Genomic DNA, 21,912 nt, shown 5'->3' on the forward strand with positions numbered 1-21,912 from the left:
ACGTAGTTGGTGCGGGGGTGGCGGGCGATGTCGGTGGGGGTGCCGGACTGGACTACGCGGCCGTTCTCGATGATGACCAGGCGGTCGGCGAGGACCATGGCGTCCAGTGGGTCGTGGGTGACCAGGAGGGTGCGGCCGGGGAAGCGGTCGAGGTGCTGGCCTAGTTCGGCGCGGACGTGGAGGGTGGTGCCGGCGTCTAGAGCAGCTAGCGGTTCGTCCAGCAGCAGTACGTCGGGACTGGTGGCGAGCGCGCGGACCAGGGCTACTCGTTGGGCTTGGCCGCCGGAGAGGGCGCGGGGGCGGGTGCGGGCGTAGGAGGAGAGGCCGACGGTCTCCAGCCAGCGGGCGGCCTCAGCGCGGGCTTCGTGTTTGTCGACGCCGCGGGCGCGGAGGCCGAAGGCTACGTTCTCCAGGCAGGTGAGGTGATTGAAGAGCAGGTAGTCCTGGAACACGACCCCGATGGGCCGCCGGTCCGGCGGACGGAAGGTGCGGGGCGGCTCGTCCCACGTCTCGTCGCCCAGGGCGATACGCCCGGCTCCCAATGGCAGCAGCCCCGCTATGGCGCGCAGTGCGGTGCTCTTACCGGCGCCATTGGGTCCAAGCAGGGCGACGACTTCACCAGGGGCGATGGTGAGGTCCACATCGAGGTCGAAGGATCCGCGAGTCACCCGGAGGTCGGCGTACAGGGTCATCGCAGCCCACTGATCCAGCGCTCGCGCAGCGACGCCAGGACGACAACAGACACCAGCAACAACACCACACTCAGTACGACGGCCACATCCGGATCAGTCTCCAATGCCAGGTACACGGCCAGCGGCATGGTCGTCGTACGGCCGGGGAAGTTGCCGGCAAACGTGATGGTGGCGCCGAATTCGCCCAGCGCTCGCGCCCAGCACAACACCGTCCCTGCCACCACTCCTGGAGCTATAGAAGGCAGGGTGACCCGGCGGAACGTCAGCCAGCGACCAGCGCCGAGTGTCGCGGCCGCCTCCTCATAGCGAGGGTCAGCAGCGCGCAGCGCGCCCTCAACAGAGATCACTAGGAACGGCATCGCCACAAAGGCTTCCGCAACGATGACTCCGGCCGTTGTGAACGGCAGCGAGAAGCCGAACCAGGTATCGAGGTGCTCACCGATCAGTCCGCGCCGTCCGAGCACCAGCAGTAACGCAACGCCGCCAACAACAGGCGGCAGCACCAGAGGCACAGTCACCAACGCCCTGATCAACCCGCGGCCCGGAAGCTCACCTCGGGCCAGCAGCCACGCCAGCGGAATCCCCAGCAACAAGCACAGCGCAGTGGCCGCGGTAGCGCAGACCAGCGACAGCCGAAGTGCGGTCCACACATCAGCACTGAACAGTTTGCTCGGCAGCGTCGACCAAGGAGCCTTAGCGAGCAGTCCGATCAGGGGGATCAGCAGAAACGCCAGCCCGAGCAGTGCAGGCAGCAGGAGCACGAGAGGCAGCCGCCCGGTCGTGCTCCTGCTGCGACGACTCACGGCTGGCCGAAACCTGCGGCCGACAGGACAGCCTTGCCCTTGTCGGACAGGATGTAGTCGACGAACGCCTTCGCGCCGGTCGCGTTCGGTGCCTTGCTCAGCGTGGCGATCGGGTACTCGTTGATGGCCTTGTCCGCCTCGGGGAACTCGATCCCGTCCACCTTCTCCTTGGCCGCGAGCACATCTGTCTTGTAGACCAGTGCGGCGTCGACTTCACCGAGGCTGACCTTCGTCAGCGCAGCTTTGACGTCCTGCTCCAGGCTGTCCGGCTGCGGCGTCAGACCGGCCGCCTTGAACACCTTGTCCGCCGCCGCACCGCATGGCACCTGCGCCGCGCACAGTGCGATCTTCTTGTTCTTGTCGGTGAAGTCCTTAAGCCCGGCGATCTTGCCCGGGTTGCCCTTCGGTACGGCGATCTCCAGCGTGTTCTGCACGAAGGTCGTCGGCGTGCCCTTGTCGGTCACCTGGTCCATGTTCTTCGGCGCTGCGGACGCGAACACGTCCGCCGGAGCACCCTGGTTGATCTGCGTGGCCAGGGCCGAGCTACCGGCGAAGTTGAACACCACCTTGACGCCGGGGTTGGCGGCCTCGAAGTCCTTGCCCAGTTGGGTGAACGTGCCGGTCAGCGATGCCGCCGCGAACACGGTGACGGTCCCGGAGACGGAGCTGGAAGGCGACGATGCGGCCGGCTTGTCGGCACCGCAGCTGACCAGGGTCAGGGCGGCAACGGTGGTGAGCGCGGCGAGCGCAGTACGGCGGAACATCAGGCCTCCGGGATTTCGACGACGACGTGCGTGGACTTGATCGAGGCGACGGCGACCACCCCTGGTTCCAGGCCGAGCTCGTCGGCGGCCTCGCGGCTCATCAACGACACGACGCGGAACGGGCCGGCCTGCATCTCGACCTGCGCCATCACGCCGTCCTTGACGACGCGGGTGACGATCCCGCGCATGCGGTTGCGCGCCGAGGCCGCCGTGGTGTTGCCCGGCTCCGGGCTGTCGGCCAACTCCTGGGCGAACGCTGCCAGCGCCTGGCCGTCCACCGCCATCCGCCCGCTGTCCTGGACCGACGACAACCGGCCCTGATCGATCCAGCGCCGGACGGTGTCATCACTCACACCGAGCAGGGCTGCTGCCTCACTGATCCGTAAATTCGGCACGGAGGACAGCATACTGCCGCAACTGCGCCAATCGGGCCGGTGTTTCGAGTTGTCCACAAGCCGTAATTGGTCACCGAAAGTGGGGGCGAATCCGCATATGTTGTTGGCATGGAGACATCGGGGATGCGGGACTACTTGGACGGGCCACACAAGGCGGCCCGCGACGTCGTGCGCGCCGGATTGGCGGCGAACACGGAGTTGTTCGAGTTCGCTGTGCGGCAGCCGCGCGACGAGTATCGCGACACCGTGCTGGAGATGCTGCAGGCGATCACCGCCCAAGGGCATCCGGCGCGCGGTTTCCCGAAGGAGTACGGCGGCGAGGGTGACCTCGGTGGCTATATCGCCGGCTTCGAGACGCTGGCCTTCGGTGACCTGTCGCTGATGGTGAAGGCCGGTGTGCAGTTCGGCCTGTTCGGCGGCGCGATCCTGCACCTCGGCACCGAACGGCACCACGAGGCCTACCTCGCCGACGCGATCGGCGGCCGTCTGCTCGGCTGCTTCGCGATGACCGAGACCGGGCACGGGTCGAACGTCCAGGCGCTCGGGACGACGGCGACGTACGACGCTGCCACCGACGAGTTCGTCATCCACACCCCGACCGCGTCCGCCCGCAAGGACTACATCGGCAACGCGGCCCGGCACGGCCGGATGGCAGCCGTGTTCGCCCAGCTGATCGTCGGCGGTGAGACCCACGGCGTGCACTGCCTGCTCGTCCCCATCCGCGACGAAGCCGGTACGGCGCTGCCGGGCGTGACGTTGTCGGACTGCGGACCCAAGCTGGGGCTGAACGGTGTCGACAACGGGCGGATCGTCTTCGACCAGGTCCGGATCCCGCGGGACGCGCTGCTCGACCGCTACGCGCAGGTCGATGCTGAGGGCAACTATCACAGCGAGATCGAGAATCCGGACCGCCGGTTCTTCACGATGCTCGGCACCCTCGTCCAGGGTCGGGTGTCGGTCGGTGGCGCCGCGATCACCGCGAGCAAGGTCGCCCTGGAGATCGCGATCCGCTACGCGGCGCAGCGGCGGCAGTTCGGGGCGCCGGGGAGCAACGAGGAGACGCTGCTGCTCGACTACCGCATGCATCAGCGACGGCTCCTGCCGCTACTGGCCCGGACCTACGCGCTGCACTTCGCGCAGGGCGAGCTGGTCGACGAGTTCGTCCGGGTCTTCGGTGATGGCAGCAGCGAGCACGACCGCCGAGCGTTGGAGGCGCAGGCGGCCGGGACGAAGGCGCTCGGGACCTGGCACGCCACCGAGACGATCCAGATGTGCCGGGAGGCGTGCGGCGGAGCTGGGTATCTGGCGGAGAACCGGCTGGCGACGCTGAAGGCGGACACCGACGTGTTCACCACCTTCGAGGGCGACAACACCGTCCTGCTGCAACTGGTGGCGAAGGGTCTGCTGACCGACTACCGGGAGTCGTTCGGGAAGCTCGACCCGCTCGGGACAGCCCGGTTCATCGCGGCGCAGGCGGTCGAGATCGCGGTCGAGAAGACGGCGCTCCGACCGCTCATCGATCGGCTGCGCGACGTCGTACCGAATCGGAACGATGCGAATGATCCGGATGCTGGACTCCGCGACGACGCGTACCACTCCGGGCTGCTGCGGTTCCGCGAGCAGCACATGCTGGCCGGTGTCGCGCGTCGGCTGAAGGCGGGGATCGATGCCGGCGACAACGCGTTCGACGTGTTCAACCGCTGCCAGGACCACGTCATCGCGGCCGGCCGGGCGCATGTGGACCGGGTCGTGCTGGAGGCGTTCCAGACGGCCGTCGAGAAGGCGCCTGAGGAGCTGCAGGGCGTCCTGAAGGACGTCTACGACCTGCACGCCCTGTCGGTGATCGAGGCCGAGCGCGCGTGGTACCTCGAGCACGGCCGGTTGTCACCGGCCCGATCGAAGGCGATCACGGCCCTGGTGAACGAGCTGTGTGGCGTCGTCCGGCCGGTCGCGGTCGAGCTCGTGGAGGCGTTCGGCGTACCGGGCGCGGCAGTGGAGGTGCCGATGGTTGTACCGTCACAGCATGAGTGAGTCGATCGAACCCGCCTCGGCTGCCGATGCCGCCCGCGAGCTCGCCCGGGTCCTGCTGGAGCAGGCCGATGCCCTCGACCTGCACGACCTGCGGGCGACAACCGCGATCGAGAACGTGCGCGTCCAGGCCAGAGTGCTGGCCGACGCGGTCAACGAGCGCGGCTGGGGGGACATCTTCCTCGGGATCGACTCCTACGATCCCGACGAGCTGGACGACCTTCCGCTCGGGCCGGACGACTTCGACGACCCGGAGGACTACCGGGAGATCGTTGCCGGAGACGACCTCGACGAGCTCGAAGAGGTGCTGTTGCCGGAGGACGGCGTGCGGGTCAGCTACCAGGCCCGCTACGACTTCGTGGTGACGGATCCTGAGGCGTTCGTCCGTTATGTCCGCAGCCGGGCGCCCGAGGCGCAGAACGACGACGTCGTCGACGACATCGAGGACGCGCAGTCCGCCTTCGAGCTGCTCTGCTACCTCGACGGCCTCGGCTCCAAGGACTACGACCAGTCCGGGCTCACCCCGGCCGGCGGCGAAGAGTCCCACAAGATCGTCGAGTTCTCCCTGTGGGACCTCGATCCGACCCGCCGGGACGACACCTTCCCGTACTGACCGTCGTACTGACTGATCAGAGGCCCTGCAGGCGATCCTGGATGCGCTTGCTCTCCGCCGCCTGCGCGGCCTCGTCGGCAGCCAGCTCCGCAGCGCTCTTCGCGGACTTCTGGCTGGGACTCGCCACGCCGTCCAACGCCTTGCTGATGCTGCGCTGAGTCTGGAACTCCGCGTTCTCGCCGCTCTTGTGCGTCTCGTACGGATTCGGTTCGTTAGCCATGCTGTCAGCGTAGGCAGGACCCGGGGTCTTGTTGTTGCGGAAGGCAACATATCGACGGAGTGTAGTTATAGAAACACTCAGCGTTGCCTTGTCCAAAGGCAATGCAAATGTTTGAACCGAGCAGTAGCCGGTTTTCGGGGGCCCATGACAACGTTCTCTTTGTCAGCGACGGACGGGTCGCCGGCACCAGGCTCCAGGCGGTAACTGACGAAACTCCCGTCCGTAACCGGACTGTACCTCCCCTGCCGGTTACGGAATGAGACGACGGTCCGCCCTCCTTCGGGCCGAACTGCCCTCTCGGGGCAACAGCAGGACGCCGGTCGTGCCAGATCGGTGCCGGTCGCCAGTGAGGTGGCGACCGACACCCGGCACGGCCGGCGTTTCTTATTGCGCAAGGTCGCAGAGCCGAAGTCCGGCGTACTGGTGCAACTGGGGACCAGTACGCCGGACAAGGTGCGATCGGCTAGGCGAGTTCCAGCAGGGTGTTCGAGCGCTGCTTGACCTCGCCGTACGTCGTAGTGCGCTGGCGGGCCGGGCGATTCGCGGCGGTAGCCATCGCGGTGAGCTCCTCGATGGACTTGCGCGAGCCATGCTTCGAGCCAGCCATCCGGCTGATGGTCTCTTCCATCAGGGTGCCGCCGATGTCATTGACGCCGCCGTTGAGGACCGCGACGCAGCCGTCGACGCCGAGTTTCACCCAGGAGCACTGGATGTTGTCGATCCGGCCGTGCAGCATGATCCGCGACATGGCGTGCACGGCGCGGTTCTCGTCGTACGTCGGGCCCGGGCGGGCGACGCCGGCCAGGTAGATCGGCGAGTTCTGGTGGATGAAGGGCAGTAGGACGAACTCGGTGAAACCACCGGTCTGGTCCTGTACGGCGGCGATCGTGCGCAGGTGCTGGACCCAGTGGTGCGGGGCGTCGACGTGGCCGTACATCATCGTGGAGCTGGAGGGCAGCCCGACCTTGTGAGCGGTACTGATGACCTCGATCCAGCTTGCCGTCGGCAACTTTCCCTTGGTGAGGATCCAGCGGACGTCGTCGTCGAGGATCTCGGCGGCGGTGCCGGGGATGCTGTCCAGCCCGGCCTCCTTGACCGAGATCAGGAACTCCTCGATGGACAGGCCCGTCCGGACCGAGCCGTTCAGAACCTCCATCGGCGAGTAGGCATGGACGTGCATCTCCGGAACGCGGTCCTTGATCGCACGGACGAGATCCGCGTACGCCGTACCGGGCAGGTCAGGGTGGATGCCGCCCTGCATGCAGACCTCGGTCGCGCCGATCACCCAGGCCTCTTCGGCGCGCTGGGCGACCTCGTCCATCGACAGCGAGTAGGCGTCGGCGTCGGTGCGGCGCTGGGCGAACGCGCAGAACCGGCAGCCGGTGTAGCAGACGTTGGTGAAGTTGATGTTCCGGTTCACGACGTACGTGACGTCGTCGCCGACGACCTCCTTGCGCAGGTCGTCCGCAATCCGCGCCAGCTGGTCGAGCGCCGGCCCGGTGGTGGTGATGAGTGTCAGGGCCTGCGCGTCCGAGAGCCCTGCCGGGTTGTCTTCGGCAGCGGCCAGCGCGGCCTTCACATCGGCGTCGATGCGGACCGGCGCCGACTTCCCGAGGCCCGCGTCGATCGGGAGCGAGGAGCCGGCAGCGCGCCGAGCGGCGACATCCTCCCGTACGACGTCCCAGTCGCCATAGGCAGCGTCGAAGTCCGAACGCGTCTCGGTACGACGGCCTTCGGTGTCGATGGCGGTGTGCAGGTCGGTGCGCCCGACGCTGTCCCAGCCGCCGTCAGGCTCCTGCCAAGGCAGGCCGACAGGCATCGCGGCTTCGTTGGCGAGACCGGTCTCGGGATCGACCAGGGCCTCGACGTGCGAGATCAGGCGCGGGTCGAGCCAGGGCTCACGCAGGTACTCCGGGTGAGCCGTCAGCCGCTCACGCAGCTCGAAGCCCGCGTCGGCGGTGATCTTGGTCAGGTCGTCGATCTGCGGCCAGGGCCGCTCCGGGTTCACGTGGTCCGGGGTCAATGGCGAGACCCCGCCGAAGTCGTCGACACCCGCATCGAGCAGGGCGCGGCACTCGGCCAGATCGACCAGGTTCGGCGGCGCCTGCACGCGCATCCGCGAGCCGAGGACGACCCGGGTGACGGCGATCGCGGCCAGCCACTCGTCCAGCGGCACGTCGGCGTCGTTCCGCATCGCGGTGTCCGGCTTCACGCGGAAGCCCTGGATGATGACTTCCTGGATGCCGTTGTACTGCCGGGCGATCTTGCGCAGCGCGAAGATCGAGTCGGCGCGCTCGGCCAGGTTCTCGCCGATGCCGATCAGCAACCCGGTCGTGAACGGGACGTTCGAGCGGCCCGCGTCCTCGAGCACCCGCAGCCGGATCGCCGGGTCCTTGTCGGGGGAGCCGTAGTGCGGCTGGCCCTTCTCCTCGAACAGGCGGCGCGAGGTGGTCTCCAGCATCATGCCCATGCTCGGCGCAACCGGCTTGAGCCGCTGCAGGTCCTGCCAGGACATGACTCCGGGGTTCAGGTGCGGCAGCAGCCCGGTCTCTTCGAGTACGCGGATCGACATCGCCCGGACGTAGTCCAGCGTGGTGTCGTACCCGGCCTCCTCCAGCCAGACCCGCGCTGCGTCCCAGCGCTTCTCCGGAGCGTCGCCGAGAGTGAACAGCGCCTCCTTGCAGCCCATCGCTGCGCCCTGCCGCGCAACCTCGAGCACCTCGTCAGGCGACATGAACGGCGCGTGCACGCGGCCCGGTGTCGTCGCGAACGTGCAGTAGTGGCAGCGGTCCTGGCACAGCCGCGTCAGCGGGATGAAGACCTTCTTGGAGTACGTGATGATCCCGGGCCGGCCGGCGTCGGCCAGGCCCTGGTCGCGCACCCGGGCCGCGGTCGCCATCAAGGCCGTCAGCGCGGTTCCCGAGGCGGTCAGCAGCACCTCCACCTCGGCCTGGTCGAGGGTCTTCCCGTCGTCGGCCCGCTTCAGTGCGCGGCGCATCGCCGTACTCAGCTCGTTGGTTGTCACGTCACCAAAGCCTAGGGGCCAGAACCCGGCCGATCCCGCGATTCCGGGATCCAAAAACAATCCGTACAGACGTCCTGGTAGTTTGCGAAGTATGACCGCCGATGGCCGCCGCCTGCGTGGCAACCTGCGGCGGAATGAGCTTCTGCAGGCCACCGTCGAGGTGATTCGATGCGACGGAGTCGCATCTGTGAGCCATCGCTCGGTCGCGGCGAAGGCCGATGTCTCGGTCGCTTCGATCACCTATCACTTCGCGACGCTCGACGATCTGCTCGTCGCCGCGCTGACCTGGGCCGCCGACGACCTGGCCGCCGAGCTGCACGGCTGGGGCAGCGAGCTCGGCCCCAGGCCGACCGACGAGCTCGCCCGCCTGATCGAACACAACCTGGTACGACGCCGCGGCCGCACGCTCGCGCTCTACGAGCTCTACCTGTACGCCGCCCGTCGCCCCGAGCTCAGATCCGCCGCAGCCGCGTGGCTGGAGCCGATGACCGATATCGCCCGCACCTTCACCGCGGACCCACGGAAGGCGCAGCTCCTCGTCGCCGCACTCGACGGTCTCCTGATGCAGTGCCTGATCGGTGCGCGCGAGGTTGACCGCGCTGACATCGCAGCTCTGCTCGATGTACTCCGGTAGCGCACGAGCTACCCCGGCCGGGGTGTGTAGGCCAGCGCTAGCCAGCCGCTGACGCTGTTGGCTGGACAGCACGCTCAGGTTGTCGGTCGGTGCAGTGCGGGACAGATGGCAGTTGTACGCCGGTGCGATCGTTGCGGTCGCTCTCGGTGTCGGACTGGTCCAGTCGGGTCTGCAGATGCTCGCAGCAACCGGCAAGCCGGTGCTGCCGGCCGGACTGTCGGCGTACGAGCGTGCACAGATCCGTGAGGGCTATGTGGGCGCCGGAACGCTGCTGGGGATGTCAGTGATGCTTGCGGTCTTTCTGACGGTCTTCATTGTCAGTACGACGTTCGGCTTCACCGTGGTGCAGCGTCGTCGGGAACTGGGGCTCCTGCGACTGGTCGGCGCACAGCGCGGCTACCTGTGCCTGATGCTGGTCTGCGAAGCCGCACTGCTCGGCGTAGTCGGCACGGCGATCGGTGTGCCGATCGGACTGCTCGCAACATCGGCTCAGTCGGCCCTGATGATGAAGCTCGGCATGCTGCCGGACTGGTTCGCCGCACCGTGGAGCCAGGGTGCCATGTGGGCCGCCATGGTCGTCGGCGTCGGTACGGCGCTCACTGGCGTACTCGCGGCGGCGTGGCGCGCCTCCCGGGTCAACGCACTGGAGGCGCTGGCCGAGAGCCCGGCCTCGCAACGTGTGATGACCGGGTGGCGGTGGTTCTGGGGGCTGTCGTCTGCGGCGGCCACTGTGGCCATGGTGATCACCGCCCAGGCCGCCCGGGACTTCGTAGCCGGTCTGCTGATCGGACTGATGGTGCTGATCAGCGGCTCGATCGCACTCAGCCAGCTCAGCCCCATCGTCGTGCCATTGGCCGGGAGGCTTCCTGCGGTCGTCCTGCGCGGTCACCTGATCGCGGACCTCGCCCGCGCCGGCGTCCTGCATGCCGTACGACGCAGTGCGGCGACTGCGGCTCCGTTGATCGTGCTGGTTGGTCTGGTGGTCGGTCTCTGGGGAACGTTCGGTTCGCAGGCGAAGGCGGTCGGGGTCGAACAAGAGCGGCTGATCACGGCCGATCTGGTGGTCGACCGGGCGGTCGCGGCCGGGCCTGGAATCGCAGTCGTTTCGCGACAGACCGCCGTACCGGTTGTTGTTTCCAAGGGGAAGAGCACGGTGTATTCGGAGGCGGTGGGGATTGATCAGGCTGCCTATCAGCAGACGCATGCGTTGCGGCCGCGGAAGGGGTCGCTGGACAAGCTGACCGGGCAGACGATCGCCATCGGTCCGGGGATGGCGGCCGAGGGCTACAAGCTCGGGTCGACGTTGACTGTTGCGATGGGCAAGAAGAAGGTCGCGGTGAAGGTGGTCGCGATCATGCCGGAGACGCTCGACGTGAGCGAGAACTTCTTCGTGCCGCTCTCGTTGCTCCCGGCCGGAGGTCGCACCGAAACTCTGGTGAAAGTTGCCCCGGGCATCGATCCGGCAACTGTCGCGGCGAGGTTGCCGGGTGAGGTGCAGACCGTGAGTGAGTGGGCGAAGGGGCGTGGTGATGCACAGCAGCGCAACAACACCGGGCTCTTCGCTGCCTTGATGGGGTTGGCCGGCATCTTCACCGCCGTCGCCGTTGTCAATGCAGTGGTGATGTCGACGGCGGACCGTCGCCGCGAGTTCGCCCTCGCCCGGATGGCCGGTCTCACCAGGCGCCAGGTCATTGCCGTCGCCCTGACCGAGTCGGTCACGGTCGTCCTGACCGGCGTACTGCTCGGGTCGGTGGTAGCCGGCGCTGCCCTCGCCGGCATCGCCGCCGGCCCCTACGGACTCGCCGGAGTGGCGATCCCCTGGCGCCTACTCGGCCTGATCCTCGGCGCCGCCCTCATCGTGGTCGGGGCCGCCTCCGCGCTCACCGCCCACCAAGCCACCAAACACCGCCCCATCGCCCTACTGGCCGCCCGCTAGCCCCAGATCCTTCCCGCCAAATGTGGTGAGGCCGGCGGTGCACATGCTGCGGACTACGAGGTGGTGGAACGGCTTGATCGCGCGATAGTAGAGGCGGCCGGCGGGGCGTAGGTACTGGACGAGGGTGACGACGGTGAAGGTTGCCGGCTGGTAGTTGTCGGTGATGAATGCCAGGTAGGCGACCAGGTGGTTATCGGAGACCTTGATGAGGAGGTAGTGGTCCTCCTCGCCGCGTTCGACGGTGAAGAACGAGGCGGGGGCACCTGGTGTGAAGCTGAGGGTCTCGGGGCGGAGGTTCTTGGGGTTCGGGATGCCGACGTAGCCGAGCCGCATGACTGTGGCGAGGACGACGCGGACGCCGTACAGGCTCTTGAGCCACCAGGGGTTGAAGGCCAGTGCGCCCGCGGTGAATTCGCGCAGGGTGACGGGACCGTGGGCGGTCTTGACGTCGATTTCGTCGGCGGTCGGTAGCAGGTCGTCCAGTTCGGGAAGGTTCATCCCAGGTCTCCGTGTCCGGTGGCGAGCCGAAGGGTCATGGCATAGATGTCGCGTAAGGCGTCGCTCGGCATCGTGGGAAGCACTTGCTCGGCGCCGATCAGAATCAGATACAGCAACTCGGCGAAGCGATCCGGGTTCACATCGAGCTCAAGCTCGGCGCACAACGCTTTCAGGTACTTCGTCCGGGCCTCGTCGACCCGGGTCTGCGCGGCGCGAACCTCCGCGTCCTGCAAAGCCCAAGCCCGTACGGCGATCTCCAGCCGCGCGCTCGCCGGGTCGGCGAGCACGAGCCGCAGCAGGTGCAGCAGCTTGTTGTCGCCCGCCGGCTCGGCCTCGACGGTGTCGATCAGGCGAGTGGTGAACTTCGCTTCGAAGTGTTCGAGGAGCGCTGTCCGATAGCCCGCGGCGCCCTTGAAGTGGTGATAGTACGAGCCCTTGGTGACGCCGAGCGTGCCGGTCAGCCGCTCGATCGTCACCGCGGGCGCGCCTTCGTCGGCGAGCAGGTCGAGACCCGCCTCCAGCCATTCGGTCCGTGTCACCATGCCACGGAACATACCATACTGTTTGGTATGGTTCAGTCGAACGGCAGCGTGGAACCGGCGGTCAGGGTGTCGGCGGTGGTGGTGATCGGGGGCTGACCGGGCAGGCTGAGCGAGGTGAGGAAAAGGCTGCCTTCGCGGACGTGCAGGCCATTCGCGTCGAGGGTGCCGAAGGCGTTCCCGGTGGACCAGAAGTGGGTGCCGGGCGCGGTGAACCGCATGGCGCCGGTGCGGCCGTCGTAGTCGAAGCCGGTGAGGGCGACGACTGCTCCCCAGCTTGCCATGGCGCGGGCATAGTGATGACCGCATTCGGCTTCGTCGTACGGGTTGCGGCGCTCGCCGTCGTACCGGGCTCTGATGTCGGTGATGACCTGCAGGCCCTCGTCGACCAGGCCTTCCTGGATCAGTCCGACGGCGAGGATGTGCTCGAAGCCGGTCATCACTTCGGTGAAGTAGGGGAAGGGGCGTTCGGGGCGGTTGCCGAGGGGATAACTACACATCAGTACGGCGGTCTCGTCGCCGAGAACATAGCTGCGCATGTGGTTGAAGTGGCCGTGGAAGCCTTCGCGGCGGTTGTGCCGGAGGATGCTTTGCAGCGTGGTCCGGACGTGTTCGGGGTCGAGAAGTGAGTCCAGGCTGGCGGTTCGGGCCAGGTGCTGGCCGGCCAATTGGTCGATCAGGCAGCCGTCGCCTAGTTGGAGTTCGGGGTGGGCAGGGTCGGCGGCGCCCATGGATTCGCGCAGGCCCTCGGCGATCTGGTCCATGGTTTGCGGGCGGATCTCGTGGCGGTAGTACTCGCCGTTGAAGAGGTGCTCGTCGGTCCAGGCGCTGCCGAGGTCGAAGAGACGGCGGCACTCCGTGGCGAGGTCGTCATCGCCTTGGTGGCGGGCCATTTCCTCGGCGGCGCGAAGGGCGGCGAGATACCAGGACTGCATTTGCGGATTCGGGCCGTAGTACTCGACGTCCATCGTGTTGTGCTGGCAGCCCTCCATCACGCCATCGCGGTCGGCATCCCAGCCGCCGTCGATCCAGCAGAACTCCAGTGCACGCTTGGCTGCCGGCCAGAGTGCCTGAAGGAGTTTGTCGTCACCGCTGAGGCGCCAGTCGCGATAGAGCTTCACCAGGCAGCCGAGCTGGCCGTCAGCCGCCGCCACCCGGAAGTCCTGTGCGCTGGTTTCGAGAGGGAGGCCGACGCGGAAACTCATCAGGCCGCGGTCGTCCGTGGCGTGGGCGAACTCGACCTCGCGGAGTGAGCGCGCGATTTCGCCGAAGAGGTAGGGGGTGGCTTGCTCGTAGTTCCAGACGTGGGTGCAGCTTCCGAAGCAGCTGCCGTCAAGGTCGGAACAGCCTTCCCAGCCGAAGAATCTGCCGTCCGGTGTGCGGAAGACGGTCTGCGTGCGCAGCGTGCTGAGGTTGAAGAGCGCGGCCTCTTTCACCTGCTCGGGCAGGTCGCTGGCCAGAAAGTCTGAAACGAAACCGACGGTATGGCGTTCCAGTTCGTCGAGCTGGCCGGCGAATCGGCAGACCGTGGTCCACGCGTCGTCGGTCAGCGTCGTGTAGTGGTTGCCGACAGCATCGGGTTTGTCCCAGGCCAGGCGGTTGGGGAAGTGCCAGCCGAGCAGGAACGTGAAGCGCTCAGTCGTGTTGGCGGGAACAGTCCGGCGATCGGCGACGGACGCGATCGGGGTTGCGGACTCACTGGAGCGCTCGTCAAGCCGCCCGTCCTCGCTGAAGTCGTCCCAGAAGTCGAGCAGGCTGTCGCCCCAACTCCGATCCGCCCAACCGGTACGACGAGTCACGTCCTGCCCGTCGAGCACCGCCAACGCGATAGTCCCGAACTGCTCCGCATTGGTCGGCACCCCTCGGCTGCCCAGCAACACCCCGTCAATGTCGACCCTTGGGTTCCCGTGTGCTCCGGTCGCGCCGGTGTTGTAGTTGCCTGCGGCAATATCCACGGTTCCGTCGCGGCCGATGAAGTTTTCCAGGGAACCGGCTAGGGAGACGGTGATTGGCTCGTCGGTGGGGTTGGTGACGGCGAAGCGGAGGACGGCTACTGGCCAGGAGCTCGCTTCGACGTTCGTGGGGACGAACGGGGTGAACGCCTCGACCGCGAGCTCCACCGGGACGTCGTCGTCGGATAGCGAGAGTCGCGCGAATGGATACGCCGTACTGAACTCTGCGTTGCGGAAGCGGGGGAGGCCGTGGCTTTGGGCGGGGCTGCCGTGGGCGCCTTCGTAGTCGACCAGGTCGAGTGGGCCCTCGGCGGCGCGGGTGGTGATCACCCCGTCGGCCGATTCGGTACGGATCGCGAAGAACGCCGTACCGGGGTGGAAGCCTTTGGCTGGGCGGTTGACGACTTCCCAGTCGCGGAGGTTGCCGCGGCCGCCGAAGCTGACGGTTCCGGTGCCGATTCCGCCGAGCGGCAAGGCGATCCGGCGGAGCTGCCGCCCCGTGTAGGTACGAAGCAAGGGCCACGGTGAGGTCGTCATACCCATCGACCCTAGATGCCGCAGCCCCCTGCCGGGAATGGACTTTTGACTAGGTTATTGGACCAATCACGCGTCGGCGACTGTGAGCGCTTCGGCTTCGGACTTGGAGTGGTTGGCGGGGATGCGCAGGTGGGCTAGGGGTTTCCAGCCGGTGGCGAGGACGCCGACTGCGAGGAGGGCGGCGAAGGCGCCGACGTAGAAGGGCAGTTGGACGTTGACCTCTTCGCCGAGCTTGCCGGCCAGCCATGGGGCGACGGCACCGCCGGAGAAGCGGACGAACGAGTACGCCGCGGACGCCGTACCGCGCTCGACCGGGGCGGCTCCCATCACGGCCTCGGTGATCAGGGTGTTGTTCACGCCGAGGAAGAGGCCGGCCACGACCACGCCGATCGCGAGGACTGCCTTGTGGTGGGCGAAGACTCCCATCACGGCGAGGTCGGCGCCGAACAGCAGCAGCGACGCCATCACCACGGGCAACGTGCCGAACCAGCGTTGCAGCCGCGGCGCGACGAACACCGAGGTGAACGCGAGCCCGATACCCCAGCCGAAGAAGATCAGCCCGATCTGCCGCGCCGACATCGCCAGCGGGAACGGGGTGAACGCGAGCAGGGTGAAGAAGCCGAAGTTGTAGAGCAGCGCAGTGACAGCAACCGTCGCGAGTGACCGGTGCCGCAATGCCTTCAGGGGCTCAAGAATCGACGTACGGCGGGCTTCGGGCGGCGTCGACGGCAGCAGGAAGGCGGTCGCGGCCAAGGCAATCGTCATCAGGACGGCGACTCCGAAGAACGGGCCGCGCCATGAGATCGTGCCGAGCTCACCACCGACCAGCGGGCCGGCCGCGATCCCGACCCCGAGGGCAGCCTCGTACAGGATGATCGCCTCGGCGACCGAGCCGGACGCGGAGTTCACGATCGTGGCGAGGGCGGTCGCGATGAAGAGGGCGTTGCCCAGACCCCAGCCGGCCCGGAAGGCGACGATCATGCCGATCGAGTTCGACAGGCCGGCCAGCGCGCTGAACACTACGATGATCGCGAGACCGATCAGTAGCGTGCGCTTCGCGCCGATCCGGCTCGAGACCGCGCCGGTGATCAGCATCGCGAGACCGATGACCGCCATGTAGCTGGTGAACAACAGCGACACCTGCGACGGACTGGCGTGCAACTGCTCGGCGATCGGCTTGAGGATCGGGTCCACCAGGCCGATGCCCATGAACGCGATCACACAGGCGAAAGCGACCGCCCAGACGGACTTGGGTTGCTTCAAGAACGAGCTCACTGGGGAGCATCCTCCAGAACTTCGAGGGTAAGAATCTTGTGCATCACGACGGCCGCGTTCTCGAGGGTCTCGAGGTCGGCCGCCGGAAGGTGGCGAAGTCTGGCCGCGATCGCAGCACCCGCCTCCTGGCGGGCGTGCTGCAGTTCGGTCAGGCCTGTCTTCGTGAGGCTGATCAGGCTGGCGCGCGAATCCGATGGGTCCGGCTCGCGCCGCACCCATCCCTGCTCCTCCTGCCGCTGCACCAGCGTGGACATCGTCGGCTGCGAACACCGATCCGCCTTCGCCAGATCACTGATCCGGGTCGGCCCGAGCTCGTCCAGCCGCCCGAGCAACCGCATCGCCGCATGCGGCAACGCACTCACATCCCGGCTCGCCAACCGCGTCAATCTGGCAGCGGCGACCACGACATCAACACCCAGCTCGGTCAGGTCCACGCCTCCCAATATACATAGGAATGCTATGTATCGCCAGGTGAGCCGGATCTCAGAACAGGCCGTTGGCGTGCGGCAGTTCGGCGGGGATCGGGGTGATGGCGTCCCAGTGCTCGACGATCTTGCCGTCGGCGACGCGGAAGAGGTCGTAGTAGGCGACCGGTACGCCGAACTCGCCCTCGGACTGGAGGAGGACGAACTCGCCCTCGGCGATCACGCGGTGGATCGTCTTGTAGGTCAGGAGTTTGCCGGCCTCGGCCCAGGTCGCGGCGGCTGCGCCGAAGCCGGCCAGACCGTCGGCGGCCTCGGGGTTGTGCTGGTCGTAGGTCTCGGTGGAGATGTAGTCGGTCAGGATCGAGTAGTCGGCGCCGATGAGGACACGTTCGGCGAACTCGGTCACCAGTGCGCGGTTGGCGTCGGTCTGCGCGGGGTTGGTGACAGTGGTGGGGCCGTCGGCCTGGGAGCGGCCGGAGGCGGTCTCGCGGATCTGCGGGGTCAGGGCGTCCCAGTGCTCGGCGAGCTTGCCTTCGGCGTCGACCCGGAAGATGTCGAAGCCGACCAGCGGCTCCGGGCCGAAGCCGTGATAGGTGCCGTGCAGGGCGACCAGGTCGCCATCGGTGAGTACCCGGGCGCCGTCGTACCGGACGTCGTCGCCGAGGCTGCTGACGAGGCCGCGCAGGCCTTCCGGGCCGTCGGGGGCGAGGGCGCTGTGCTGGCGATAGCCGGCGGCGACCCAGCGGTCGACCGCGGACGGGTCCTTGGCACCGAACAGTTCGGTCGTCGCCTGGATCACGATCTTCTTGGCAGACATCGGAAACTCCTTATGCTGTGATGGTCCTTTTAGGACGCTGATAGTTGAAATCTAGGAGCTGTTCACCGTCGAAGCAGGGGAGGATTGCGACCGCAGATGGTCAAAATCGGACACAAGATCCCGGATCTGCTGTTCGCCGCGCCCCCGGGCACGCCGGTCGGGGTCCAGGTGATGTCGCTGACCAAGCTCGCCGGGCGGGTGGCGCCGGAGCGGCTCGCGCGACCGCAGCGGCCGGCCTTTCACCAACTGATCACGGTCACCGGCGGATCGCTGCGGCAGACCGTCGACTTCCATCCGTACGTCGTCGAGCCGGGTGCCTGGCTGTGGATCAGGCCCGGGCAGGTCCAGCAGTGGGGTTCGCTGACCGGCGTGACGGGGGATCTGGTGTTGTTCCAGCCGAGTCATCTGGACGCCGCCACGGCGAGCCGGGTCCAGCTGGACGATCCGTATCTGCCAGTTCTTCGGCAGACCGACGATGCGGCGGGGGTGCGAATGGCGCTCGATCACCTGGCCTACGAGTTCGGTGCGCTCGGGCGGATGCCCCTGGAGTCGCACACTGCGGCGCTCCGGCATCTGCTGGCGGTTCTCGTCCTGCGGTTGACCTATCTCGCCGTACCGGTCATCGATCACGCGGCGACGCCGGATGCGGCGTACCTGCGGTTCCGGTCCGCGGTCGACAGCGACTTCATGCGGACCAGGCGCGTCGAGGACTACGCGCGTTCGCTGGGCTATTCGACGAAGACGCTGGCGCGGGCGACCCAGGCAGCAGCGGGGGTCAGCGCGAAGGAGTTCATCGATCGCCGGGTGGTGCTCGAGGCGAAGCGACTGCTCGCCCACAGCGACCAGAGCGCCGTACAGATCTCGCAGCAGTTGGGGTTCCGGGCTCCGACCCAGTTCGCCAAGTACTTCGCTCAGCGCACCGGTCAGACGCCAATGGCGTTCAGGTCGGCCGTAGCAGGACAGGGTTGACCACCTCGCCCGACTCCGATCGACGCGGGCGCGATTCTGGCAAGGGTTTCGGCGGTGCTGGAAAGGACCGTGACGGCAGCGCGGGCGACGGGTAGAACGGGGTATTCATGTCGTCGGAGATGCGGAGAAACCTATGCACGACGAGACGGAAAAGCAGGAGTACGAGCGGCCGACGTTGACCGCTCACGGTGAGTTCGGGGCGGTGACCGCCGGCAAGATCGGCGGCCGCAGCGAGCCGGGCGGCGGCCGGTTCGGGTTCTGAGCACATCAGAAGTTGGCGAGCAGCCTGTCCGGGGAACCGGGCGGGCTGCTCGTGCTGCTTCGTGGTTTGTGGTGCTGCCGGATGTCGAGGCAGCGCGCGGGATCGCGGAGCGGCTGCCGGCGGAGCAGACGCTCCGGCATCCGTCGGGACGTCCTTTGGTGCTTGGCCGTTGGGACTCCTTCAGTGAGCGGAACGGCCGAGTCGAGATCGGTGAGGTCGGGCTCAGTGCGCATGTGCTGGAGTCCGTGGGTGATCGCGTGCGGGTTCGCGGTACGGCGTCTGGGTTGCGGCGAGTGTTCCAAGCGGTCGTTGACGGCGTGGTTGTCGCGTCGGATCGGGCGGACGTGCTGGCCGAGCTGATCGGCGCCGGTCCGGATCCGCTGGGGATCGCATTGCGGTTGTTGCTGCCGGGAGCGCCGTGGCCGTTGGCCTGGCATTCGGTGTGGTCCGGGGTGAGCGCTGTACCGCCGGGGTATTGGGTGGAGCTGCCGTCCGGTCGGCATGAGCGGTGGTGGACGCCGCCTGCGCCGGACCTGCCGCTGGCGGACGCGGCGGTCTTGCTGCGGGAGGCGTTGGCTGACGCAGTGTCGATTCGCCAGCAGGGTAAGGGGAAGGTCGCTTGTGATCTCAGTGGGCTGGATTCCAGTTCGCTGTTCGGGCTGGCGGTGCAGGGTGGTCCGGTCGTCGCATTGACGTATCAGACGGACGATCCGATGGATGGCGATCTTGCGGTCGCTCGGTACTTGGTCGAGCATTTCGGAGCGTCGCATGACGTGCTCGCGGTTGAGGGTGCGCCGTTGCCGCTGCACGGAATGGCGACTGACCCTGGGCCGTTTGATGAGCCGACGTGGGTGTCCGGGCACCGCGCCCGGATCGGTACGGCGAGCGCCCGGGCCGCGCGGCATCAGGCCGAACTGCGGTTGGCGGGACACGGCGCGGACGAGCTCCTGCTGCCGCCGCCGGTGTGGCTGAACGACATCGCTCGGCGGAATCCGTTGCGGGCGGCGCGAATCGCACGCCAGGTGCAGGCGAAGTACCGGCTGCCGGGGCGCACGATGACCCGCCTGCTGACGGACCGCACGTCGTACGGGGAGTGGTTCGCCAACAGCCTGGATCGCTCGTCGGGGTGGGACATCGTGGACTGGGGGACGCCGCCGGGGGTGCCTGGGTGGCTCTCTGGTGCTGCGGTTGAGCAGGTCCGGGATGCGATGGCGGGGACAGCGGGGGAGCCGCTGGCCGAAGCGCGCGGGATGCACGCGACGCTCGCGGTGGTGCACGTCGGCGCGCTCGGGGCGCGGCATGTCGCTCAGCTGGGCGAGGCGGACGGCGTACCGGTGGCGATGCCGTTCTTCGACGACCGCGTGTTGGAGGCATGCCTCGCCGTACGGCCGGAGGAGGCGATCGACCCGCGCCGCTACAAACCGCAGTTGGTGGCGGCGATGGCGGATGTGCTGCCCGCCCAGGTGCTGACGCGGACGGACAAGGCCGACTTCGCGATGACGATCGGCAGGGCCTGGCGGGCACATCGTTCGGAGCTGCTGGAGTTGCTCGACGACTCCGAGCTCTGGCGGCTGGGGCTGGTCGACGTCGACGCCGTACGGCGCGTTGTGCGCGGTCCGTATGTCGAAGACACCGGTGGACCGGTGTGGCAACTGCTCGAGGTCGAAGCCTGGTTGAAGGGACTGCGATGAAGCTCAGAACTGCGGTGAGGCTGGTCGAGACCGACTACGGCTGGGTGCTCCTGGACGAATCCAGTGGCGGGTTCTTCAGCCTCAACCCGTCCGGCGTGCTGGCCGTGCGGACGATGCTCGACGGTGGCGGGGTGGACGAAGCCGTCACGTCGATCACCGATCGGTATGCCGTCGATGCCGGTACGGCGCGTGCCGATGTGGAAGAGCTGTTGGGCGAACTCGACGCAGCGAAGCTGGTGACGCGATGAGCGCGAGTGGCGTGATCACCTTCGACCCGAACGCGGTCTCGTGGCGATGGCGGGTTGCCGTGTGGTTCGTCGTACCGATTGCTCGGGTGCTGGCAAAGCGGCCGCCGGGTCAGCTGCGGAGGGTGATGTCCTTGCTCGCCAAGGGCTCCCGGCCCGCGGGTGAGCAACTCACCACGCGAGCGCGGGGCGCAGTTGTTGCGGTCAGCATCCATTGCTCCGGACCGCAGGGCTGTCTGCCGCGGTCGATCGCCACGGCCTTGTTGTGCCGGGTGCGTGGGCAGTGGCCGCTGTGGTGTGTGGGCGTCCGCCGGCACCCTCCGTTCGGTGCGCATGCGTGGGTCGAGGCCGCGGGAGTAGCCGTCGGGGAAGAACATCCGGCCGACTACTACTCACGGCTGTACGCGGTAGGTCCTGCGGAAACAGGCTGACCTCCGACGCCGGATGACCCCGTGGAGTGGTTGGCTCGGGCGGTGAATGCCACCGTCTCTCGCCGGGTTGTACTGTCGGCCGCCGCCAGTGGGTTGCTGGCGACAGGGTGCAAGCCCGCTGCGGATACGACGACCCCGCCGCTACCGGTCCGAGCAGCCGGTGTCTACGTGTTCAGCGGCAGCCTCGACGGCGAGGCGCCGCCAGCCGGCGATGGAGTGCTGAGGACACCGCACTCGACGCACTGGCTTGAATCGCTCGCACTGCGGACCGAGGTGCGAGAGCCGGAGGCACAGCAACTCGGGATCCCTGCGTTCTCGGTGGAGCCGGGCCAGGAGATCGTGATTGCGAGCTTCAAGGTGCCAGGCGCGCCGGCGTACTCCGGGAAGACCAAGGCGACGGCGCTGGTTGCCGCTGGCAAGCAGACGCATCCGGTCGACCTCTTCGGGGCCTACGACCCGGTTGCCGAGAAATATCGGGTCTCTGACTCGCAGACGGTCGTCGCCTGTGTGCCGATCGGTACGCAGGTTGAGCTACGCGCTACCGACGCCGGCCGGACCGTGTCACTCGACCTCCGGACCGGAAAGCGAGGCGCCGGCGCGGCCCTCCCCTCGGCGTACAACGCTGCTCCGGCGCTCGGTGATGACTACCAGGCCACTGGCCTCCTCATCACCCAGCCACGCGGGAAGTTCGAGGTCGATAGCGGAAGTTACGACCTGAAGGTCAGAATCCGCTCCGCGGCCTTCGGCCTCACACCGTGGACTCCCACGCGAGGCTGGGCTCCACGCGGTACGACGTGGGCCGTGCTGAGCGGGCTCGCTATCACTGCTCAGACCGCCGACAGCACCGGTCCGAAGCGCAACCTCTTGTTCGTCACCGCCGTGCTCGACCTGGCGTCGACATTCCAGCTGACGCCGGCCGGAGGTCGTCGCCTCGCGGCGCCGTCCGCCAGGTTCAAGGTCCCGAGCATCAGGACGCCGAACCACAGCACCGACGTACCGGATCTGGTGTGGGCGGTCCCCGACACATTCACCCGCGGCGTGCTCCGCATCGCGCCCCACGGTTCTCTGACTGTCGACTACGCCAACGCGAGCGTTCCCGCCGCCTGGAAGCAACTCCCCGAGGCCCGGGAGTTCCAGGTCGCCCTCAAGGCGTAGGTACCG

At 67.5% G+C, this 21,912-nt stretch carries 22 protein-coding genes; 10 read left to right on the plus strand and 12 right to left on the minus strand.

Annotated elements, in window-relative coordinates; genetic code table 11:
• The 4 genes from E1263_RS01355 to E1263_RS01370 form a co-directional block, all read right to left on the minus strand.
• Window positions 1–692, minus strand: a 692-nt coding sequence (locus E1263_RS01355; RefSeq protein WP_132164444.1) for an ABC transporter ATP-binding protein, incomplete at its 3' end; no start/stop codon positions are given.
• Entirely contained in the window at window positions 689–1,495 is an 807-nt protein-coding gene (gene modB, locus E1263_RS01360; protein ID WP_165956425.1) for a molybdate ABC transporter permease subunit, read from the minus strand. The genes modB and E1263_RS01355, both read right to left, overlap by 4 nt.
• On the minus strand, window positions 1,492–2,259 hold the full coding sequence (gene modA / locus E1263_RS01365; RefSeq protein ID WP_132164446.1) for a molybdate ABC transporter substrate-binding protein: 768 nt from the start codon (window positions 2,257–2,259) through the stop codon (window positions 1,492–1,494). The genes modB and modA overlap by 4 nt, the downstream gene beginning before the upstream one ends.
• Window positions 2,259–2,666: a TOBE domain-containing protein gene (locus E1263_RS01370; RefSeq protein ID WP_238161020.1), complete on the minus strand. Its 408-nt coding sequence runs from the start codon at window positions 2,664–2,666 to the stop codon at window positions 2,259–2,261. Before E1263_RS01370 ends, modA begins: the two co-directional genes overlap by 1 nt.
• 96 nt (window positions 2,667–2,762) lie before the next feature.
• Between E1263_RS01370 and E1263_RS01375 the strand changes: the two genes are divergently transcribed.
• Window positions 2,763–4,685 carry an acyl-CoA dehydrogenase family protein gene (locus tag E1263_RS01375; RefSeq protein ID WP_132164450.1) on the plus strand — a complete coding sequence of 641 codons (1,923 nt, stop codon included), beginning with the start codon at window positions 2,763–2,765 and terminating at the stop codon, window positions 4,683–4,685.
• Complete coding sequence (locus E1263_RS01380; protein ID WP_132164452.1) at window positions 4,678–5,295, plus strand: hypothetical protein; 618 nt, start codon at window positions 4,678–4,680, stop codon at window positions 5,293–5,295. The genes E1263_RS01375 and E1263_RS01380 overlap by 8 nt, the downstream gene beginning before the upstream one ends.
• Window positions 5,296–5,311: 16 nt before the next feature.
• Here the strand turns inward: E1263_RS01380 and E1263_RS01385 are convergent, their stop codons facing one another.
• Window positions 5,312–5,515, minus strand: coding sequence for a hypothetical protein (locus E1263_RS01385; protein ID WP_132164454.1), 204 nt, complete (start codon window positions 5,513–5,515; stop codon window positions 5,312–5,314).
• 463 nt (window positions 5,516–5,978) lie between these two features.
• Window positions 5,979–8,540 (minus strand): bifunctional FO biosynthesis protein CofGH, encoded by a 2,562-nt coding sequence (locus E1263_RS01390; RefSeq protein WP_272949634.1) that lies wholly within the window; start codon window positions 8,538–8,540, stop codon window positions 5,979–5,981.
• 91 nt (window positions 8,541–8,631) lie between these two features.
• Between E1263_RS01390 and E1263_RS01395 the strand changes: the two genes are divergently transcribed.
• Together E1263_RS01395 and E1263_RS01400 are read left to right on the plus strand one after the other, a co-directional pair.
• Entirely contained in the window at window positions 8,632–9,174 is a 543-nt protein-coding gene (locus E1263_RS01395; protein ID WP_132164456.1) for a TetR/AcrR family transcriptional regulator, read from the plus strand.
• A gap of 94 nt (window positions 9,175–9,268) precedes the next feature.
• Entirely contained in the window at window positions 9,269–11,110 is a 1,842-nt protein-coding gene (locus tag E1263_RS01400) for an ABC transporter permease (protein WP_238161021.1), read from the plus strand.
• Here E1263_RS01400 and E1263_RS01405 read toward each other — a convergent pair.
• The 6 genes from E1263_RS01405 to E1263_RS01430 all read right to left on the minus strand — a co-directional run bounded on the left by E1263_RS01405 (window position 11,093) and on the right by E1263_RS01430 (window position 17,153).
• Window positions 11,093–11,608 (minus strand): DUF2867 domain-containing protein, encoded by a 516-nt coding sequence (locus E1263_RS01405; RefSeq protein WP_132164460.1) that lies wholly within the window; start codon window positions 11,606–11,608, stop codon window positions 11,093–11,095. The genes E1263_RS01400 and E1263_RS01405 overlap by 18 nt on opposite strands.
• Window positions 11,605–12,150, minus strand: coding sequence for a TetR/AcrR family transcriptional regulator (locus E1263_RS01410; RefSeq protein ID WP_132164462.1), 546 nt, complete (start codon window positions 12,148–12,150; stop codon window positions 11,605–11,607). Before E1263_RS01410 ends, E1263_RS01405 begins: the two co-directional genes overlap by 4 nt.
• A gap of 32 nt (window positions 12,151–12,182) precedes the next feature.
• Window positions 12,183–14,636, minus strand: coding sequence for a GH116 family glycosyl-hydrolase (locus tag E1263_RS01415; RefSeq protein ID WP_132164464.1), 2,454 nt, complete (start codon window positions 14,634–14,636; stop codon window positions 12,183–12,185).
• A gap of 66 nt (window positions 14,637–14,702) precedes the next feature.
• A complete protein-coding gene (locus tag E1263_RS01420) occupies window positions 14,703–15,911 on the minus strand; it encodes an MFS transporter (protein ID WP_238161022.1) in 1,209 nt (402 codons plus the stop codon).
• Window positions 15,908–16,345, minus strand: coding sequence for a MarR family winged helix-turn-helix transcriptional regulator (locus tag E1263_RS43455; RefSeq protein ID WP_132164468.1), 438 nt, complete (start codon window positions 16,343–16,345; stop codon window positions 15,908–15,910). The genes E1263_RS01420 and E1263_RS43455 overlap by 4 nt, the downstream gene beginning before the upstream one ends.
• A gap of 49 nt (window positions 16,346–16,394) precedes the next feature.
• Window positions 16,395–17,153: a nuclear transport factor 2 family protein gene (locus E1263_RS01430; protein ID WP_132164470.1), complete on the minus strand. Its 759-nt coding sequence runs from the start codon at window positions 17,151–17,153 to the stop codon at window positions 16,395–16,397.
• 96 nt (window positions 17,154–17,249) lie between these two features.
• Between E1263_RS01430 and E1263_RS01435 the strand changes: the two genes are divergently transcribed.
• The 6 genes from E1263_RS01435 (at window position 17,250) to E1263_RS01460 (ending at window position 21,906) form a co-directional block, all read left to right on the plus strand.
• Window positions 17,250–18,122: a helix-turn-helix domain-containing protein gene (locus E1263_RS01435; RefSeq protein ID WP_132164472.1), complete on the plus strand. Its 873-nt coding sequence runs from the start codon at window positions 17,250–17,252 to the stop codon at window positions 18,120–18,122.
• Between the two features lie 133 nt (window positions 18,123–18,255).
• Window positions 18,256–18,384, plus strand: a complete 129-nt coding sequence (locus E1263_RS01440) for a lasso RiPP family leader peptide-containing protein (RefSeq protein WP_132164474.1) — start codon at window positions 18,256–18,258, stop codon at window positions 18,382–18,384.
• A gap of 71 nt (window positions 18,385–18,455) precedes the next feature.
• Window positions 18,456–20,075: an asparagine synthase-related protein gene (locus E1263_RS01445; protein WP_165956426.1), complete on the plus strand. Its 1,620-nt coding sequence runs from the start codon at window positions 18,456–18,458 to the stop codon at window positions 20,073–20,075.
• Window positions 20,072–20,323, plus strand: coding sequence for a lasso peptide biosynthesis PqqD family chaperone (locus E1263_RS01450; protein WP_132164478.1), 252 nt, complete (start codon window positions 20,072–20,074; stop codon window positions 20,321–20,323). Before E1263_RS01445 ends, E1263_RS01450 begins: the two co-directional genes overlap by 4 nt.
• Window positions 20,320–20,751 carry a lasso peptide biosynthesis B2 protein gene (locus tag E1263_RS01455; protein WP_132164480.1) on the plus strand — a complete coding sequence of 144 codons (432 nt, stop codon included), beginning with the start codon at window positions 20,320–20,322 and terminating at the stop codon, window positions 20,749–20,751. Before E1263_RS01450 ends, E1263_RS01455 begins: the two co-directional genes overlap by 4 nt.
• A gap of 21 nt (window positions 20,752–20,772) precedes the next feature.
• Complete coding sequence (locus E1263_RS01460) at window positions 20,773–21,906, plus strand: hypothetical protein (RefSeq protein ID WP_132164482.1); 1,134 nt, start codon at window positions 20,773–20,775, stop codon at window positions 21,904–21,906.
• The last annotated feature ends 6 nt before the right edge of the window (window positions 21,907–21,912 follow it).

Source organism: Kribbella antibiotica (genome assembly GCF_004349055.1).
In the GTDB taxonomy this organism is placed as follows: domain Bacteria; phylum Actinomycetota; class Actinomycetes; order Propionibacteriales; family Kribbellaceae; genus Kribbella; species Kribbella antibiotica.

Excerpts from the sequence above, each read along its gene's own strand:
- E1263_RS01450 (WP_132164478.1), top strand. The coding sequence starts at position 20,072 with ATGAAGCTCAGAACTGCGGTGAGGCTGGTCGAGACCGACTACGGCTGG.
- E1263_RS01455 (WP_132164480.1), top strand. The coding sequence starts at position 20,320 with ATGAGCGCGAGTGGCGTGATCACCTTCGACCCGAACGCGGTCTCGTGG.
- E1263_RS01405 (WP_132164460.1), bottom strand. The coding sequence starts at position 11,608 with ATGAACCTTCCCGAACTGGACGACCTGCTACCGACCGCCGACGAAATC.
- E1263_RS01440 (WP_132164474.1), top strand. The coding sequence starts at position 18,256 with ATGCACGACGAGACGGAAAAGCAGGAGTACGAGCGGCCGACGTTGACC.
- E1263_RS01370 (WP_238161020.1), bottom strand. The coding sequence starts at position 2,666 with ATGCTGTCCTCCGTGCCGAATTTACGGATCAGTGAGGCAGCAGCCCTG.
- modA (WP_132164446.1), bottom strand. The coding sequence starts at position 2,259 with ATGTTCCGCCGTACTGCGCTCGCCGCGCTCACCACCGTTGCCGCCCTG.
- E1263_RS01380 (WP_132164452.1), top strand. The coding sequence starts at position 4,678 with ATGAGTGAGTCGATCGAACCCGCCTCGGCTGCCGATGCCGCCCGCGAG.
- E1263_RS01375 (WP_132164450.1), top strand. The coding sequence starts at position 2,763 with ATGGAGACATCGGGGATGCGGGACTACTTGGACGGGCCACACAAGGCG.
- E1263_RS01385 (WP_132164454.1), bottom strand. The coding sequence starts at position 5,515 with ATGGCTAACGAACCGAATCCGTACGAGACGCACAAGAGCGGCGAGAAC.
- E1263_RS01410 (WP_132164462.1), bottom strand. The coding sequence starts at position 12,150 with ATGGTGACACGGACCGAATGGCTGGAGGCGGGTCTCGACCTGCTCGCC.
- E1263_RS01415 (WP_132164464.1), bottom strand. The coding sequence starts at position 14,636 with ATGACGACCTCACCGTGGCCCTTGCTTCGTACCTACACGGGGCGGCAG.
- E1263_RS01430 (WP_132164470.1), bottom strand. The coding sequence starts at position 17,153 with ATGTCTGCCAAGAAGATCGTGATCCAGGCGACGACCGAACTGTTCGGT.
- E1263_RS01395 (WP_132164456.1), top strand. The coding sequence starts at position 8,632 with ATGACCGCCGATGGCCGCCGCCTGCGTGGCAACCTGCGGCGGAATGAG.
- E1263_RS01435 (WP_132164472.1), top strand. The coding sequence starts at position 17,250 with ATGGTCAAAATCGGACACAAGATCCCGGATCTGCTGTTCGCCGCGCCC.